This is a genomic window from Sorangium sp. So ce131 (genome assembly GCF_051519095.1).
Taxonomy (GTDB): Bacteria; Myxococcota_A; Polyangia; order Polyangiales; family Polyangiaceae; genus Sorangium.
The window spans coordinates 13,816,967-13,835,660 of the sequence record NZ_CP150455.1; the positions used below are offsets into that span (position 1 = coordinate 13,816,967).

An 18,694-nucleotide genomic window follows, 5' to 3' on the forward strand; every position below is an offset into this window, starting at 1 on the left:
ATGTCCGCCGCGACGATGCCCCACGTCCGCGCCCGCGCCGATCGCGCCTTTGCCTGCTCTCGGAGACGTCAGAACATGCCTTCTTCTGCTCGCCGGTATCCGCTGGTCCTCTGGACCCTCGTCCCGCTCCTCGTGTCCGCTCCGGCGCTGGCGCAGGACGCCGCGCCCGCGGAGGCCCTGTTCAACCAGGGCCTCGCCGACATGGACGCGGGCCGGTACGAGACCGGCTGCAAGGCGCTCGCGGAGAGCCAGCGCCTCGACCCCCGGCCGGGCACGCTCTTCACGCTCGCCTTCTGCGAGTCGAGGAGGGGCCGCGTCGCGACGGCGGTAACGCACCTCGACGATTTCCTCGCGCTCGTGGAGCGGATACCCCCGGAGCAGCGGGCACGGCAGGCCGAGCGCGCGGCGGCGGCGCGAGAGGAGCGCGCGCGCCTGGCCCCGCGGGTGCCCGAGCTCGCGCTCGTCCTGCCGCCGAACGCCCCGGCGGGGACGGTGGTGACGCGCGACGGCCAAGCGCTGGGCGAGGCCTCGCTGGGCGTCGGGCTGCCGGTGGATCCGGGGGAACACGTGGTGTCGACCCGGGCGCCGGGAGGTGCTGTGTGGGAGCAACGCGTCGCGATCGCGGAGGGCGAGAAGAAGCAGCTGACGCTCGAGGTGAAGGCGCCGCCGGCGGTCCGCGAGGTCGCGCCGCCCCCTCCGGTCTCCGGCGGAGGCGAGGTCTCGTCGGGCCGGCGCGCCGCGGTGTATGTGGCGGGCGGCGTCGGGGTGGCGGGGGTCGTCCTGGGCGGGGTGATGGGGGCGCTCACGTTCGGCAAGAAGTCGGTCGTCTCGGAGCACTGCGGCGCCGGCATCGGGGACAGCCGCGAGGAGGCGTGTGACGCGACCGGGTTTGACGCGACGCGGAGCGCGAGCACGACGGGCCTCGTGAGCACGATCGGCTTCGGGGTGGGGCTCGCCGGGCTGGGCGCGGCGGCGGTGCTCTACTGGACCGAGCCGAAGCAGGGCGGCCGGACGGTCGACGCGGCGCGCGCGGCGCCGCGGTGGATCGGCGCGGGCGTGCTCGCGGCGGGGCCGGGGGCGACGGTGGTCGGTGCCCGAGGGGTGTGGTGAGCGGGGTGGCCGGCAGCGCGAGCGCGCCCGACCAGATCCTGGCGCTGCCCGGCGCGACGGCCGCCGCCGTCGCCTGGCGGTCCCGGGGGCAGCTCAACGTCACCGTGATCGCGAAGGCGACCTTCGCGTTCGCGCCCGACGCGGAGACGCCGCGGGTCGCGCCGCAGGCGATCGTCGCGGCGAACGTCCATCACGAGGGGAACCCGCTGAGGAGCGTCCGCTTCACGAGCGATCTCGCCCCCTACCTGGCCCGCGCCGACGTGCTCTTCACGGGGCACGCCTGCGCGCCGCCCGGGACCTCGGTGCTGTCGCTGCCGGTGCGCCTCGCGATCTTCGACCGGGGTCGCGCGCTCCTCGACAAGAGCTTGCTCGTGCAGGACCGGGCCCCGTTCCAGTCGTTGCCCCTCGTCTACGAGCGGGCCGTCCGCGGCGCGGACGGGCAGGAGAACCCCCTCGGCGTCGACCCGAGGGCCGGAAACGAGCAGCCTGCCGTGATCGATCCGCAGCGGCCCGAGAGGCCGGCGGGATACGGCCCGATCGCCCGCGCGTGGCCCGCGCGCAGGCGGCTGCTCGGCGGCACCTCGCCCTCGGCGCTCGATGGGCCGATTCAAGAGATCCCCGAGACGTTCGACTGGTCCTATTTCCAGTCGGCGCCTGCCGACCAGTGGGTCGACCACCTGCGCGGCGGGGAGTGGCTCGTGCTCCACGGGCTGCACAGGGCAGTGCCTCACCTGAAGATGCGGCTGCCCGAGGCGCGGGGCCTCGCGCGGGTGCACGGGCTCTCCGCTTTCGGCGTGGAAGAGGGGCAGCTGCTCGCGCTGAACGCCGACACGCTGCGCATCGACGGCGAGGAGCAGCGCTGCACCCTGGTGTTCCGGCGCAGCTTCCCCGTCCCGAGCGAGGCCGCGCTCGCGCGCGTGCGCGTCGTCGCGGGGGTCGAGCAGGCCGGAGCGCCCCTCGAGTGGCCTGCGCGGCTCGAGGACCGCGCGCCGCCGTCGCGCGGCGCGGCGCCGGCGGTCGGCGCGGTGACGCCGGGCAGCGCGGTGACGCCGGGCAGCGCGGTGACGCCGGGCAGCGCGGCGCCGGCGGTCGGCGCTGGCGCAGCGGGGCGCGCGCCGCGGGGCCTCGCGGCGGCCGCGATGACGGCCGATATCTCGGAGGATGCGCTGGACGCGGCGTTGCGCGCGGCGCACCCGTTCCGGCCGCAGGGCGCGCCGCTCGCCGTCGCGATCCGCGAGGCGGCGCCGGCGGCGCCGCAGCCGCAGGACACCGGCGCGAGCGCGCCCGGCAGAGAGCGGATCGCGGCGCCGCTCCCCGCGATCGTCCGCCCCAAGGCGCCGCGCTGGGTCGCCACCACGCAGGACGTCCCGGATCTGCCGGAGGAGGCCCTGGGCAGCGCGCGAGCGCTCCCGTTCCAGGAGCCGCCTCCCGGGGCCGCGCCCGCGCCGCCGATCGTCCCTTCCGCGCCGCGCGCGCGGACCGAGCGCGTCGCCTCGGGCACGCTGGAGGTCTCGGTGGACGAGCCCGCGGGCGCGGAGCCCAGGAGCGCGCTGCCTTTCCCGGGACCCGGCGTCGCGCCGTCGGCGCCGCCCGCAGCCGCGCCGTCGGCGCCGCCCGCAGCCGCGCCGCCCGCAGCCGCGCTGCTGGGCGCCGCCGCCGACGCCGCGCTCGGCGCGTCGCTGACCGAGGGCTGGGCAGCGCCGGCGCCGAAACAGTACATCTGGCCGGCCGAGCCGCCCCTGCTGACGCCCGCCGCCGAGCGCGCGCAGGCCGCGCCGGGCGCTCCCTCTCCGGCGCCAGGCACGGTGCCGTATTTCGATCCGGCCGCGCCGGCGAACACGGCAGCGCCGTCCGCGCCGGAGCCCGCGGCGGCCCCGCCGCCCGAGCCCGATCCGGCGAGCTTCCCGCTCGAGCGCTTCGCGGCCATCACCGCCGAGATCGCCGAGCGGCGCGCCCCGCGCGCGGACGTGCTGGCCTCCCACGAGCTCGGCGAGCGCGCGTGGAGCGCGATCGACCGCCACTGGGCCGACGTGATCAAGAAGGACGCCGCGCACGGCGCGGGCCGGCTGCGGAGCGCGTACGACAGCGCCTACGTGGCCGCCGTGGAGCGCTTCCGCGGCCCGATCACGCCGGTGGAGTACGCGCGCCTCGTCGTGGCCGTGGAGCGCAAGCAGGGCGACCGGGTCCTCGACGAGCTCAGGATCCAGCGCCCCGCGCTGATGCACGTGATGCGTCTCTGGACGAAGAAGGCGGCCGCGGACCCGAGGCTCTTCAGCGAGGTGGGCGCGGCGCTCACCGCGCTGCGGGCCGAGTGACGTGACCGCTTCGAACCACCTTTGACCTCGAGGGCCAGTCCGCGATGTGGCGCAAGCTCGAAGAACTGAAGGCGACGCTGGGCGAGTTCGTCGACCAGCGCGAGAACCTCCTCCTGGTCGTGAGCTGCGCCGACCCGGAGATGTCGTATGTGCTCAAGACCCTGGAGGGGATGGACGACACGGACCCTTCGGACGTCTTCCTGGTCTTCGGCGAGGCGTTCACCGACGCGCCGCAGTACGCCTCGGCGATCATGCGCAACCTCCGGGTCCAGCTGGAGATCGTCAAGGCGCCCCGCGAGGCGGAGGGCGAGGCCCCGCTCCCGCCGCTGCCCGCGGTCTGCGACGACGCGGCGGCGCCGCCGAACGCGCGCCTGCGCGCGGCGATCGATCACGTCTCCTCGCTCCTGCCCGCGCAGGGCGGGCACCGCGTGATCTGGGGGTTTCTGCCGCTCCAGATCGCCGATCGTGAAGGTTACGCGCGCCTCGTCGGCGAGTTCGTGCCCGCGCGGGGGCCCGAGCCGTGGATGCGCGGCCTGCGCGTGATCGCGCGCGACGACCGCGCGGCCCCGTTCCTGCTGCCGCCGCTGCGCAAGAACAAGGCGCCCGGGGTGCTGCTGTACGAGCTCGACATGAGCCCGGCGGCGCTCAACGACGCGCTCGTCAAGGAGGCCGGCGACCGACGCTTGCCTGTCGCCGACCGCATGCAGGCGCTCCTCCAGCTCGCGGGGCTCGACTACGCCTACCGGCGTTATCCGCAGGCGCTCGAGAAGTACGGCGCGCTCTACAAATACTACGCGGCGCACGACGCGCCGGTGATGCAGGCCGTGATCCTCCAGGGCGTGGGCGACGTGCTCCGGCAGATGGGCGACGTCAAGGAGGCCAAGGTGAAGTACCACCAGGGGCTCGCGCTCGTGATGTCCTCGCAGGCGCTGCCGATCGTGCTGAACCTCACGTACGCGATCGGCGACGTCGGCCTGGAGCTCAAGGACCACCGCGACGCCGAGGGGTTCTTCGGCCTCGCCGCGCAGATCGCCGCCAAGCTGATGAACCCCTTCGTCAAGGCCGACGCCCTGGAGAAGCAGGGGATCGCGCGGTACCGCGCGGGCGACGCGACGGGCGCCGTGGTGGCGTGGAAAGAGGCGGCGGCGCTGAGCAAGACGTTCGCGTACCACGAGCGGCACCGCTCGACGCTGGAGTGCCTGATCGCGGCCTACAGGGGCCTGTACATGGAGGACGAGCGCCGCGCCTGCGAGGCGGAGCTCAAGAACGCCGCGCAGGCGGTGAAGGCGGACGCGCGCGAGGCGCACGAGCACCCGCTCCGGGGGACGGCGTCATGAGCACGCAAGGGAACGCTCCGAAGGGCGCCGCGGCGGCGGCCGCCGATCAGGCGGAGGCGCCGAAGCCGCTGATCGCGCCGACGGGGGACGCGACGCTGGACGTGCTGGTGGGCGACATCAACGACGCACACGCGGCGTTCCAGCCCCTGTCGGACCCGGAGGCGACCGACCTGGAGAAGGCGAACGCGGCGATCGGCGGGACGCTGAACGCGATCACGCTGCCGATCACGCTGCTGAACGACGGCTTCGCGCTGGCGACGCGGGACATAGGGAAGTTGATCGAGCTGCCCGCGGCGACGCTGGGGATGCTGCACCTCGGGATCCCGCACGTGCACCTGCACCCGCCGGCGATGCCGATCCCGCTGCCGAGCTTCGGTCCGGTGGCGCTGGCCGGGTGCGCGTCGGTGCTGATCAACGGGATCCCCGCTGCGCGGGCGGGGGACATGGGGATATCGCTCTTGTGCGGGACGTTCGCGCCGCCGTTCGAGGTGTTCACCGGGTCGAGCAAGGTGTTCTTCGGCGGGGCGCGGGCGGCGCGGATGCTCGACATCACGATGCACTGCATGCCCGGCGCGGGCGCAGCCAAGGCGATGAGCACCTTGATGAAGGTGGTCTCCGTCGGGGCGGGCGTGGTCGGGGTCGGGGCGGAGGTGCTCGACGCGGCGACCAAGGCGGAGCGCGCGAAGAGGCTGCGCGCGAAGAAGGTCGCGCCGAAGGCGATCGACCCGGGCGAAGCGGCGAAGATGACGCCGGAGGAGCTGGCGGCCGCGAAGGAAGCCGCGGCGGCTGAGGCGGCGGCCGAGCAGCAGGACAACCTGGAAGAGGCGGCTGCGGAGGAGGCGTCCGCGAAGATCACCGGGATCCAGGCGGGCCTCGATGCGGCGGCGCTGGCGCTGGGCCTGCTGATGGGGATGGATCCGGGGACGCCGCCGTGCATCGGCGCGGTGCTGACGGGGCACCCCAACGTGCTGATCGGCGGGTTCCCGATGCCGCCGTGGTCGGCGGTGGCGCGGGGGCTGGGGAAGCTGGGAAAGAAGCCCAAGAAGCGTGGTCCGCGCATCCTCCCCAAGCTCAAGTGCATGTTTACCGGGCACCCGATCGACCCGGTGACGGGCGCCAACGTCGATACTTTCGTGGATTACGAGACCGACGAGCCTGCTCCGTTTCGGTGGGTGCGGAGCTACACGAGCCTCGCTGCGGGACGCGAGGGGCCTATGGGGCGCGGGTTTCGCCATTCCTACCAGCGGGAGCTGGTCGTGGATCTGGATCAGGCAGTGTATACGGACGGCGAGGGGAGGGTCGTCACCTTTCCTCTTCCGGTACCGGACGCGGGGCCAACGTTCCGGGAGGGGTACGCGCTCGCGGTGCGGGAAGAGCGCGCCGAGATCGTGTATTCGATCGATTACGCAGGCGAGCCCACGATGGAGTTCGCGCGCCAGCGCGGCGCCGACGCGCAGCCCCGGCTCGCGCGGCTGATCTCGACGAAGAGGCGCGTCGAGGTCGTGTACGACGGGGGCGGTCGAATGGTGAGCATGCTCGAGACGTCGGAAGGCGCGGCGATCGAGACGCGGCTCGATCTGGACGAGCACGGGCGCATCCTCGCGGTCCGGCGCGGTCCGCGCGGCGCGCGGCAGCTGCCGCTCATCGCTGCTTATGGCTATGACAGCGCGGGCTCTCTCCTCACCTTCCAGGACGCGCTCGGGGCGAGGGCGCACTACGCCTACGACGCTCCAGGCCGCATCGTGCGGATGACCGATCGCAACGGCTACAGCTTCCACTATACCTATGACGCGGAGGGGCGTTGCGTCGAGGAGCACGGTGACGACGGTCTGCACCGGGTGTCGCTGCGCTATGAGCCGGAGCATCGCCGGACCGTTGTCACCAAGGCCGATGGCGGCGTGTGGACCTACGAGTACGACGAGCATGGCACGCTCACCTGCCTAGAGGATCCTTATGGGGGACGCCGCCGCTGGCTCCTCGACGAGGAGGGGCGCATCACCGAAGAAGTGGGGCCGGACGGACGGACCACGCTGACGTTCCTCTATGACGCCGCCGGCCGACACTCAGGTGTGGCCGATGTATACGGCTACGTCCACCCGCCGCTCGACGAAGGCGAATCCCCGACGGATCCGCTGGAGCACAAGGTACCTGCGACGCCGCTTGAGCAGCAATGGGGTAGCCTGTTCACCGAGCTGACGGTGCAGGGCTCTCCAGCAGCGTGGCTGCCTCCGGGAGAGCCCTTCGCGGCCTCGAGCGAGCTCTCCCCGTCGAGGCCCCCCGAGCGGAGCCGTGACGCGGCCGGGCGCATCGTCGCAGAGCGCGACCGCGAGGGCTGCCGCACGGAGTGGACCCATGATCCGGCCGGCAACGTCGTCCGCCATCGCGATCGCGACGGCCGTGAGCACCGGACCGCGATCGCCTCGTGGAATCTCGTCGGCGCAGAGATCGACCCGCTGGGGAACCAGACGCATTTCGTCTACTCGCCCGATGCGGAGGTCACGCGCATCATCGACCCCGGAGGGAGCCATAGCGGGTATTCGTACGATCTCAAGGGCCGGCTCGTAGGCGTCCAGCGTCATGGCCTGACGCGGGAGGAGTATGTCTATGATCGATGCGATCGGCTCGTCGAGAAGCGCGACGGGGAGGGCAACGCCCTCCTGCGCTGGGAGAACGGCGACGACGGGCTCTCCGCGGAGCTACAGCTCGCCTCGGGTGAGTTCTACCGCTACGCGTACGACGGACGTGGTCGCGAGACCCGCGTCTCTCAGCGTGGTGTCGAGATCGAGCGCGCGTACGACGAGCGGGGGCGCCGTGTCCTCGACGAGCGCGGCGGCATCGGGGTGCGACATGGCTTTCACACCGAGGGGCGCTCCGAGCCGATATACGTCGGGAGCCTCGCGCTCGTGTACCGGAGAGCACACGAATTCCTTTCCGAGACGAGTTATCTGGGCCGATTCAAGGTGACGTATCGGCGAGATGAGGACGGAACGCTCCTCGTCGAGCCGCCGGTCGGCGGCGTGCAACGGTTCCAGCGCGGCGAGAGCCTCAGCATCCTCGCGACGCTTGGCAACGGGACCAGGTCGCTGACCGCCCACGATCACGAGGGACGGTGCCTGGGGCGCACCGTCTGGCGGGCTCGCGGGAATCGCACCGCGCGCTGGTCGGTCGACTACAGCTATACTGCGGAGGGGGAGCTCAGGCGGGTCCGCGACGATGCTCGCGGGTCGACCGAGTACACGTACGACGCAGCGGGCAGGCTGACCGGCGAGACCCGACCCGACGGCGTGAAGACCAGCATCTCGCTCGACGCCGCCGGCAACATCCTGGAGAAGCCGGGCCTGTCCCGGGTCGAGCTCTCGGAGGGCAACCGCCTCGCAAGAGCCGCCGGCGAACGGTTCCGCTACGACAAGCGCAATCACCTCGCCGAGATCGTCAACGACGATGGTGAGGTGACCCGCTACGGCTACGACGGCCTGGATATGCTCGTGAAGGTCTCGTGGAGCGGCCGCGAGGAGCAGTGGACCGCCGGCTACGACGGGCTCGGTCGGCGGCTTTACAAGTCCTACGGTGGCCAGCGCACGGACTTCTACTGGGACGGCGACCGCCTGGCCGCCGAGGTCAGCCCCAGCGGCGCGGTCCGCATCTACGTCTACCCGGGCGCCGAGGCGCTCGTGCCGTTCATGTTCATCGACTATGCGAGCATGGACGCGGACCCGGCGAGCGGGCGTCCGTTCTACGTCTTCGTGAACCAGATCGGCGTGCCGCTCCACATTGAAGATCAAGCAGGGCACGTCGTCTGGAAGGCCGAACACGTCGATCCCTACGGTCTCGTCACGGTGGCTCCAGGCGCCTCCGTGTCGTACTCGCTGCGCTTCCCGGGACACTTCTACGACGAGGAGACGGGGCTCTTCTATAACCGCTACCGGTATTACAGCCCGCGCCTCGGGCGTTATCTCCAGTCGGACCCTGTCGGCCAGTCGGGGGGCATCAACCTTTACTCGTACCCATCGAACCCGCTGGTCCACGTGGATCTGCTGGGACTCACGGATTGCACTGGTGGCGCCAAGGGGAAGGGGCGTGTCGACCCGAGACGAGCGACGACGGAGGAGGCAGCTGATAGGGTAAAGGAGAAGAACCGCGCGGAGGCGGAGGCCCGGCGCAAGGAGGCGCGAGCACGGCAACTGGCTGAGCGCAGGGGGCTGGGCAGCCTGGTGGAGATCCACCACCTCGACGTGGGTCAAGGCGACGCAACGTTGCTCGTCTTCAAGAACAAGGATGCCAAGGAAAAGCCCATTCACGTGCTCATCGACGGAGGCAAGAAGACGGCGGGCGGAAAGAAAATCATCGAGTACGCCAAGAAAGAGAACATCAAACAAATCGATGTGATCATCTGCACCCATTACGACGCCGATCACATGGAAGGCCTGACTTACATCATGGACAGTAAGGAAGGCCGGGGCAGCGGGCTCGTTGGGCCTCATACGAAGATCTATGACCGCGGCGACACGGGCGGTCCCAAGGACGACAAGGTCATCTACTACGAGAACGCGATAAAGAATAGCGGCGCTGAGCGGGTAGACGCCTCCTCCGACGCGAAGCGCCAGGAGCTGCTCGGGAAAGATATCCTTGAAGGAAAAGGTCATTCCGAGACGCGCATGAACCTGGTGGCCATCGATGGGTGGCAGAAGACGTCCGACGGTCGATTCGTGCGGATTCTTGAGGGATCAGGCGCGCTAGACGAGAATAGTCGTAGTCTCGGCTTCCTCGTCAAAGCCGGTGATTTTACCTATTTCACCGCGGGCGATCTGCAGCACGGCGGGGAGTGGGAGGTGGCTTCCAGCTTGGGCGAGGGAGGCCACTGGTGTGCCATCAAGGTCGGGCATCATGGCGCCGAGACCAGCACCAGCTCGGACCTCGTGGAAAAGACAAATCCGTCCGCGGCCTTCATCTCCGCTGGAGCTCAGTCCTATGAGCATCCGGCCCAGAGTGTGGTCAATACGCTCGAGGGCGCCGGTTCGGTGAAGCACTTCTATCTTACGGGCTGCGACAAGCTGACGATCCATATTCCAGAGTATGGTCAGCCTCAAGAGGGCAAGGCTCGCGTCGGAGGGGACGACGAGCACGATGGAACCATCGTGCTCAGGGTTCCGATGGGTCGTGATGGCGCTCCGGCGCACGCGTTCGATGTGGAGTACTACGATCAACTGAATGGATTGGTGACCTTGGATCACGAGTGTCATCCTTGAAGGGTCTAGAGCGGCGGTCACCCGCTTCGGATACGGACCCATCTCGATGTTTTCGGTGCTCAGCGCCCCTTCGTGCACGTCCGCGCCGAAAACGCCGAGCTGGACCCGTCTCCTGTGCGGGTGACCGCCGCTCTGGGCCGCACGTACCAGAGACGGACGAGAACCGCTCTCGACCACGCACTGACGCAGGATCGCCGAAGCCTTTGTTCTCGGTGCGCTGCCGGCCTCTCGGGATCTTCGCTGGTGCGTGGGTCGCCCGCCCGGATGAGCGCACGGACCCGCATTGCGGCCTGCTCGTCGGGATCGTGGCAGTGGCCCTGAGCAATGCCGGAAGCGCATGCTTGATGGCCGCGGGGAGCAGCGTGCGGTACGCGCCCGTCGGTCATCGTGAGGAGATGCCGGCAGGCGCTGCGCGTTGAGCGCTCCTGGGTCAGTTCAGCTTGATCAGCGCCGCCTTCACGTCGACCAGCTCGCCGCCGTCCACCGTGACGGTGCTCCCGCCCTTGATGGTGATCTTCGACGCCTCCAGGCTGATGTTCGCCCCCTTGATGGCGATGTCCCCGCTGAACGAGATCACGAGCTTGGCGCCCACGAGGTTCATCTCGGTCTTGGCCTGAAGGTCGACCTTCGGCGAGGTGATCAGGGCCGACGTCTTCGCGCCCGCCTGGAAGGTGTCCGAGGTCAGCACCTGCGTGGTGTCCGCGCCGATCTGCTGCGACTTCGCGGCGACGATCTGCTCGCTCTCCGACGCGATCTGCTGCTTCCCCTTCGCGCCGATCGCCTGCTCGCCGTCGACCTGGACCGCGTGTTTCCCCTTCACGAGCAGCGCGTGGTCCGCGTCGTAGGCGGTCACCTGCACCCCGACGACGTTGATCGACTGCTTGCCTTGCACCGAGAGCGCGTCGTCGGCCGTGACCGCGACCGTTCGGCTCCCCGTGACGGCCTCCGTGGAGTTCCCCGTCACCGCGAGCGTCCGGTTGCCGCTGACCGCCACGGTCTGGTCGCCCTCGACCCCGACGCTCTGGTTCCCCTGCACCCCGACGCTCTGGTTGCCCGTGACGCCCACGCTCTGGTTGCCCGTGACGCCTGTGTCCTGGTCCCCGCCCACCCCGATCGTCTGGTTCCCGCCCACGGTGACCGTCTCGTTCGCGCCGACCACCTCCGCGTTGTTCGCGCCGACCATGGTGCTCCGGTCCGCGCCCGTCGCCTCGCTCCGGTTCGAGCCGACGCTCGAGGTGCTGTCGACCGCCACCGTCTCGCCGCGGTTGTTGCCGACCTCGCTGTTCCAGTCCTTCGGCGTGTGCAGCAAGATCTGCTGCGCCCCCGCGGTGTCGTCGAACCTGAGCTCGTTGTGCGTGCCGCCGCCCGGGCTCGTGTCCGTCTTGAAGGTGCTCACCGTCGGCACCACCGTCGGCGGCACGTTCTGGCCGTTGTACACGCGGCCGACCACGATCGGCCGGTCCGGGTCCCCGTCCTCGAAGTCGACGATCACCTCCGCGCCCACGCGCGGGTGGAACACGCCCCCTTGCCCGCCGCCCGCGAACGCCTGGCTCACCCGCACCCAGCACGACGACGGCTCCTTGCCCTGCCGCTCGCCGTCCTGGTCCCAGTGGAAGCGCAGCCGCACGCACCCGATCTCCGCGCCCGGCGGCCCGCCGATGTGGATCTCCTGCCCTGACGCCGACGGCTCCGCCGTGACGAACGCCGTCTGCGAGCCCACGATGCGCGGCTTCCGCGTCACGCGCGCGGGCCGGAAGCGCGACTCGGCGGCCGATCCCGCCTTGCCGCGCCGGGCGCACTCGAACGTGCACCGGTAGGGCACCACGTCCTGCGGCGCGTTCACGTTCGACGACGGCGGCAGCACCCCCGGCTGCTCGCCGCGCACGTCGAGCCGCGTGACCAGGTACTCGCCCTCGTGCCGCGGCCGCTCGTGCTCCAGGGCGAAGATGGTCCCGGCCGCGAGCACCCGGCTCGGGCCGTCGCCGACCGCGTAGCTCGCCTCGACCTCGAGCCGCTCGCGCCGCGCCGCGGCGAGCGGCCTGCCCTGGTCCGGCGTGTCGGGGTAACGGCCCGGGTACTCGTGCTCGACGAGGTCCCCGCCGCCCGCGTCCTCCTCGACGGCCATGCTCAGCGCCGGCTTCTTCCAGTTGTAGTCCTGCAGCGTGACCTTGCGCGGGCGCAGGCGCGCGCCGAGCTTCATCGTGGTCACCTCACGGCCGCGCAGGTTCGCGCCGAGCGGCAGGAACGGCTCGAGCCGCGCGCGGCCCGTGTCCTTGTCGGAGAGCACCAGCAGGCACGCGCCGGCGCCGTTCTCGAAGTGGTAGCCGATGCCCTCCTCCTCGAGCAGGCGCGACACGAAGGCGAGGTCGCTCTCGTTGTACTGGACGCAGTAGCGCCTGGCCGCGACGGCGTCGATGCGCGAGGTGTCCGACACGCGCCAGGTGAAGAGCTCCTGCGCCGGCTTGAAGTCCGCCATGCCGTCGTCGGGCTCCACCCCGCCGCCCTGCTGGAGGGCAGGGTCGCCCTGGAGGACCGCGTCGATGATCTGCCGCGTGGTCTTCTCGAGGAAGATGCGGCACCGCGTGCGGTGCGCCGCGCGCGCGAGCGGCGGCGAGAGGACGAGCCGGTAGGCCATGCCCCCGTGGATCGGGCCGAGTTCCTCCGCCTCGGTGACGATGCCGTGGATGACGCGGTAGGCGGGCACGGTGCCCGTCGCGATGCGGAGCGTCGCCCGGGCCTGGATCAGCTCCTCGGGATCGATCTCGGGGGCGGGATCGCGGGTGATGGCGGTGATCTCGTAACGGTAGAGCGCGGAGATGCCCTCCGCGCCCCGGAAGCTGACGACGCGCAGGTGGTCCCAGGGGCCGGAAGGCCCGGAGGCACCTTCCCATGCAAACGTGAAATCGAGATCACTCAACGGGTCGCTCTCTTTCTTTCTCGCCCCGCCGCGGGGCCCATCGACGGCACGGATCGTCCTCTACCCGCATCGAGCAGGCGCCGCGCGCGAGCGCAGGAATGCACTCCAGCACATACGACCATAACAGAACGCCATCCCGCGCGCTGTCCTCGCCGTCGGCCTGGTTGCCGCGATAATCCATGTGGGCTCGACTGCCGCGACAACCCACATGGCGCCTGACTACCGCGACAACCCACATGGGCCTGATTGCCGCGACAGCCCACATGAGCCGGATTGCCGCGACAACCCGCATGACGCCTGACCGCCGCGACAGCGCTGCCTCCGGGCCGTCTGCGGCGGCCGCTCGCGCCGCGGTACCATGCAGGCGGGCGCTGCCGCGCTGCGCGCTGCGCCACCGCCGCCGGCCGCTCCTGCTCGACGGCCCATCGCAAGGGAATAGGATGTAGGCGGACCGGACGCACCCATGCCCTCAAGCACCACCCACGTTTCGATCCGCAGGATCACGGGCGAGAGCGCCGCCGACGCCGACGACCAGCTCGCCGTCGAGGCGCCGCTCGAGGTCGTCGTGGTCGCGCGAGCCGCGCGCGCCCGCGAAGCGCTCCCCTTGGCCCCGGAGGAGCGCGCCGCCCGCCGCCTCGGCATCACGATGCGCACGCCCGGCCACGATCGCGAGCTCGCGATCGGGCTCCTGTTCGCCGAGGGGGTCATCTCCCGCGCGGCCGACGTGGTCGCCGTCGACGAGGTCCCCGGCCCCTCGGGCGACCTCGTGCGCGTCACGCTCGGCGACGGCGTGGCCGTCGACCTCGGGCGCACCGAGCGCGCCCTCGCGGTCGCGAACGCGAGCTGCGGCGTCTGCGGCAAGGCCTCCATCGACGTCGCGTCCTTCGCGCCGCCCTCGCCGCTCGCGCGCGGCGTCCCCCGGGTCGCGCCGCGGGTCGTGCACGGGCTCGCCGCGCGGCTCCGCGAGGCGCAGCCGGTGTTCGGGCGGACCGGCGGGCTGCACGCGGCGGCCCTCTTCGACGCGCGCGGCGCGCTCGTCGACCTCCGCGAGGACGTCGGCCGCCACAACGCCGTCGACAAGCTCGTCGGGGCCGCGCTGCTCGCGGGGCGGCTGCCCGACCCGGGCGCGGTGCTCATGGTCAGCGGGCGCGCCGGCTTCGAGCTCGTGCAGAAGGCGCTTCGGGCCTCGATCCCGGTGATGGTCGCGGTCGGCGCGCCGTCGAGCCTGGCCGCCGAGCTCGCCTCGGCGCACGGCATGACCCTCGTGGGCTTCGCCCGGGACGCGCGGTTCAACGTGTACGCGGGCGCGGAGCGCATCGCCGCCCCGGCGGCGGCGGAGGCGGCGTCGTGACCGCGCGCGACGTGCCGCGCGACGTGCGGGCGGAGCCGCCGCTCGAGGTCGAGGCGCCCCGGATCGGCGGCCGCAGCGAGGCGGCCGGCGGCCTCGCGGCGGTCGGGGCGACGCTCCGGCACGCCGTCGGCGAGATGGGGGTCGCGCGCGCCGTGCGCACGCTCCTGCGCGTGAACCAGGGCGAGGGCTTCGACTGCCCCGGCTGCGCCTGGCCCGAGCCCGAGGAGAAGCGCTCCGTCGCCGAGTTCTGCGAGAACGGCGCCAAGGCCGTCGCCGAGGAGGCGACGCTCGCGCGCGTCACGCCGGAGTTCTTCCGCGAGCACAGCGTCGAGGCGCTCTCGAAGCAGTCGGACCACTGGCTCGGCAAGCAGGGGCGGCTCGTCCACCCGATGCTGCTCGACGAGGGCGCGTCGCACTACCGCCCCGTGTCATGGGACGAGGCGTTCTCGCTGGTCGCCTCCTCGCTGCGCGCGCTCGGCTCGCCGGACGAGGCGATCTTCTACACGTCGGGGCGCACCAGCAACGAGGCGGCGTTCCTCTACCAGCTCTTCGTGCGCGAGCTCGGCACGAACAACCTGCCCGACTGCTCGAACATGTGCCACGAGTCGAGCGGCGTCGGCCTGCGCGAGGCGATCGGCGTCGGGAAGGGCACCGTCTCCCTCCACGACTTCGAGCTCGCCGACGCGATCTTCGTCGTCGGCCAGAACCCGGGGACGAACCACCCGCGCATGCTCTCGGCGCTGCGCGAGGCGCGGCAGCGCGGGTGCGAGATCGTGACCGTGAACCCGCTCCCCGAGGTCGGCAACGAGCGCTTCCGCCACCCGCAGCACCCGCTCGACCTCATCGGCGAGGGCGTGCCGCTCTCGACGCTGTTCCTCCAGGTGCGCATCAACGGCGACGTCGCGCTCTTCACGGGGCTCATCAAGGAGATGCTCGAGGAGGAGGAGCGCCGGCCGGGCGCCGTGCTCGATCGCGCGTTCATCGCGCAGCACACCCACGGCTTCGAGGCGCTCGCGGCCGCCGTGCGCGAGACGCCGTGGGACGACATCGTCGCAGAGAGCGGCGTCCCGCGCGACCACATCCGGGCGGCGGCCGAGATCGCGATGCGCTCCGAGCGCACGATCGCGTGCTGGGCCATGGGCCTCACGCAGCACCAGAACGCCGTGGCCAACGTGCAGCAGGTCATGAACTTCCTGCTCCTGCGCGGCAACGTCGGCCGGCCCGGCGCGGGCGCGTGCCCGGTGCGCGGGCACAGCAACGTGCAGGGCGACCGGACGATGGGCATCTGGGAGCGCCCGCCCGCCGACTTCCTCGACCGCATCGAGGAGAACTTCGGCTTCTCCCCGCCGCGCCGCCACGGCCTCGACACGGTCGCCGCGATCGCGGCGATGGCCGAGGGCAGGGCCCGCGTCTTCTTCGCGCTGGGCGGTAACTTTCTCTCGGCGACGCCGGACACGGCGACCACCGCCCGCGCCCTCGCCCGGTGCGATCTCACGGCGCACGTGTCGACGAAGCTGAACCGGGCGCACCTCGTGACGGGCAAACGTGCGCTCATCCTGCCCTGCCTCGGGCGCACGGAGCGCGACGTGCAGGCAGGAGGGCCGCAGTTCGTGACCGTCGAGAACTCGATGGGCGTCGTCTCGAGCTCGCGCGGCAACCTCCCACCCGCGTCGGAGATGCTGCGCAGCGAGGTGGCGATCGTGGCGGGGCTCGCCCGCGCGACCCTGGGCGCGCGGTCGCGCGTGCCGTGGGAGGAGCTCACCGCCGATTACGACAGGATCCGCGCTCTCATCGAGCGGACGATCGACGGCTTCGACGATTTCAATACACGCGTCAGGGACCCGCGCGGCTTCGCCCTGCCGAACGCCGCGGCGCGGCGCGAGTTCCGCACCGGGACGGGCAAGGCGAACTTCATCGCCCACCCGCTGCCGCGGCACGATCTCGAGCCCGGCGAGCTCCTGATGATGACGATCCGCAGCCACGACCAGTACAACACGACCATCTACGGGCTCGACGACCGCTACCGCGGCGTGCGCGGCGGGCGCCGGGTCGTGTTCATGAACGCCGAGGACGCGGCCGAGCGCGGGCTCGCGCAGGGGGACCTCGTCGACGTGACGAGCCGCTTCTCCGACGGCGAGCGCGCCGCGCGCGCGTTCCGCGTCGTGCTCTACGCGATCCCCCGCGGCAACGTCGCGGCCTATTTCCCCGAGGCCAACGTGCTCGTGCCGCTCGGCAGCGTCGCCGAGAAGAGCAACACGCCCGCGTCGAAGTCGATCGTCGTGCGCGTCCGGCCGGCCGCGGCGCCGGGCGACGGATCCGCGTGACGCGCCCCGGGCATCCCGTCCACGTGAACGGCGCCGGCCTCGGCCGGTCAGGGTCCCCGACCTGTCGTCGCCGCGCGGTGCTTCCGGACGAGGACGTGTGTGCGCACCTTGTCGAGCGAGAGCGCGAGCACCAGTGACTCGCCCTGCTCCGAGGTCGCGCCCGCCTGGATGTCTATATCGCGGCTCTGGATCAGCCCTGGCGCGTCGACGCGTGTCGCGTGGGCGCCGGCATCGAACGACTCGTAGAGCTGCATGACTTCGTTCGGAGCGTTCAGTCCACCGCCGAATACGAGGTGCCCTGCATTGCATGGATCGAGCCAGAGCGAACGCACGTAAACATACCCATGCTGCATCGGATCATCGCCCTGCTCCGCCCTGTAGAGCCAGGTGCTTCCCTCTGCGGTGAGCCGCAAGAGGCCCCCCTCCACGCCTGCGAACACAGCCCCGGGAGCGATCGGGCTGCTCGTGAGCAGGTTCGGGCGGCGGTTGCCGAGCACCTCCCTGGTCACGACCCTCGCCACGGGCTCGACGACCGGGACCTCGTCGACCCCGAACCTGGCGATCCAGGCGTCGTCGAGCGGCGCTTCGCATCCCTGGTAGACGAAGCCTTCCGCGCCGGCCGGCGTGTGCACGTAGCATGGATATCCGAAGGAGCTCGGCTCGCCGCGCACATAAACCCAGCGCTTGCCGTCCTCCGAGCGCACGACTGATTGCCCGGACGCGTTTCCAAAGAATATCTCCGTGCCGTCGCTGCGAACGAACGACGTGAGCGACTGGACAGGTGCGTAGACAGGCTGCTCTGGCGTCGATTCGGCCTCGTCCCTCAAGGCCTCTCCGACCGGAACCCAGGTGTGTCCTCCATCGGTCGACCGCTGGATGGGCGGCACGCTCGGGCGTCGGCCGTCCTGGTGGACGTCGAGGCCTGCGATCACGAGACCTGCGGCTGCGGGCGAGGCATGGAGGCTACCGACCGACAGGCCGTCAAGCCCTGACGGCACCCATGGAGCGGCGTCGTCGAGCGGACGCCGGAAGAGCCCGCGCGTCGTGCCCACGAGCACCTGGCCGCCGAGCACGAGCACGCTCCTCGGCACGGCATCTGCGGCCACGACGCCGAGATCCTGCCACTCCGCCACGACGAGCGGCCCGCGGGCGCAGATGCCATCCCCGCCGCTGTGGCCCGCGCCGGCATGGCCTGCGCCCTCACCTGAGCAGGAGGCGGCCGCGATGGCGATGATCATGGAGGGAACAATGGAGCGATTTCCAGGAATGAACATGCGCACCTCCAAACCGCTGACGTCCTCCCCAGAGGATTCGGTCCTGCACAATCCTCTGCTCTCTGCAATGTCGCTGCAAACGCCGTTCCAGATTGTAGGCCCGCTCGCAACAAGATCTGCCCGACGTTGTTCTTCAAGGAGACGCCATCCGCAACATCTGCTTCGCGCGTGCGGATTTCGCTTAATTCCCGCAGAGCAAGGCAAGGTTGGCGAAAGTCAACGGCAACCTGAGCCAGCATCTCGCCAAGAAACGTAAACTTGTCCGAGATTTTCTCGGATAAACACCAGTCACCGGCACGCACGAGGCGTGCTCGGCTGCGCGGAAGGAGCACGATGGCCATCCCTCGGTATCGAGAGTCAAGCTGGTTGGTGCTCTGTCGCTCGGGCTGCCTGATGGCCATCGCGCCGGTGAGCGGGCATCGCTCGCGGCGGCGCGCCCTCCGGGGGCACTTCGTCTGGGTGTGGGCCCTCCGGCTCGACCGGAGCGGTTGCTGCCCGCATTGAACCGCACCGCTCACGGGCGTGGACGCGCCGTGGATAAGAGTCGAGCAGAGCGCCCGCTCTCCGACGCTGCTTCCGAGAATCGCGCCTCATGGGTCGATGCATTCGACACGAATGCCGGCAGCGAGTCACATCGTCCATGGTGCAACGTCTCCGGAGCTGGCTCGGGTCGCGATCGATGAGACGGGACCGGCCTCGGCGGAGGGCGACCGGGCAGGAGGTCGGGGGACGTGTCACTGGCGCCGCCTCCACGGCGCTGGTAATGGCCTTCTTCCGCCGCTCCCTCCAGGCGAACCCCGCGATGACCGCGGGCCAAGGA

At 71.1% G+C, this 18,694-nt stretch carries 8 protein-coding genes; 6 read left to right on the forward strand and 2 right to left on the reverse strand.

The window, feature by feature from the left end; translation table 11 throughout:
• The first annotated feature begins 75 nt into the window (after window positions 1-75).
• The 4 genes from WMF43_RS50265 to WMF43_RS50280 all read left to right on the forward strand — a co-directional run bounded on the left by WMF43_RS50265 (window position 76) and on the right by WMF43_RS50280 (window position 10,008).
• Window positions 76-1,110, forward strand: a complete 1,035-nt coding sequence (locus WMF43_RS50265; RefSeq protein WP_437676167.1) for a tetratricopeptide repeat protein — start codon at window positions 76-78, stop codon at window positions 1,108-1,110.
• A complete protein-coding gene (locus WMF43_RS50270) occupies window positions 1,107-3,425 on the forward strand; it encodes a DUF2169 domain-containing protein (RefSeq protein WP_437676168.1) in 2,319 nt (772 codons plus the stop codon). Before WMF43_RS50265 ends, WMF43_RS50270 begins: the two co-directional genes overlap by 4 nt.
• A gap of 44 nt (window positions 3,426-3,469) precedes the next feature.
• Window positions 3,470-4,762 carry a hypothetical protein gene (locus tag WMF43_RS50275; RefSeq protein ID WP_437676169.1) on the forward strand — a complete coding sequence of 431 codons (1,293 nt, stop codon included), beginning with the start codon at window positions 3,470-3,472 and terminating at the stop codon, window positions 4,760-4,762.
• A 350-nt stretch (window positions 4,763-5,112) separates the two neighbouring features.
• Entirely contained in the window at window positions 5,113-10,008 is a 4,896-nt protein-coding gene (locus tag WMF43_RS50280; protein WP_437684250.1) for an RHS repeat-associated core domain-containing protein, read from the forward strand.
• 430 nt (window positions 10,009-10,438) lie between these two features.
• Here WMF43_RS50280 and WMF43_RS50285 read toward each other — a convergent pair whose 3' ends face one another.
• Window positions 10,439-12,925, reverse strand: a complete 2,487-nt coding sequence (locus WMF43_RS50285; protein ID WP_437676170.1) for a type VI secretion system Vgr family protein — start codon at window positions 12,923-12,925, stop codon at window positions 10,439-10,441.
• A 463-nt stretch (window positions 12,926-13,388) separates the two neighbouring features.
• Here WMF43_RS50285 and WMF43_RS50290 point away from each other — a divergent pair, with 463 nt between their 5' ends.
• Both WMF43_RS50290 and WMF43_RS50295 read left to right on the forward strand, forming a co-directional pair.
• A complete protein-coding gene (locus tag WMF43_RS50290) occupies window positions 13,389-14,276 on the forward strand; it encodes a formate dehydrogenase accessory sulfurtransferase FdhD (protein ID WP_437676171.1) in 888 nt (295 codons plus the stop codon).
• The gene (locus tag WMF43_RS50295) at window positions 14,273-16,600 is read left to right on the forward strand and encodes an FdhF/YdeP family oxidoreductase (RefSeq protein WP_437676172.1); all 2,328 of its coding nucleotides are present in this window, start codon (window positions 14,273-14,275) and stop codon (window positions 16,598-16,600) included. Before WMF43_RS50290 ends, WMF43_RS50295 begins: the two co-directional genes overlap by 4 nt.
• 47 nt (window positions 16,601-16,647) lie before the next feature.
• Here the strand turns inward: WMF43_RS50295 and WMF43_RS50300 are convergent, their stop codons facing one another.
• Window positions 16,648-17,838 carry a hypothetical protein gene (locus WMF43_RS50300; RefSeq protein WP_437676174.1) on the reverse strand — a complete coding sequence of 397 codons (1,191 nt, stop codon included), beginning with the start codon at window positions 17,836-17,838 and terminating at the stop codon, window positions 16,648-16,650.
• Window positions 17,839-18,694: the final 856 nt, after the last annotated feature.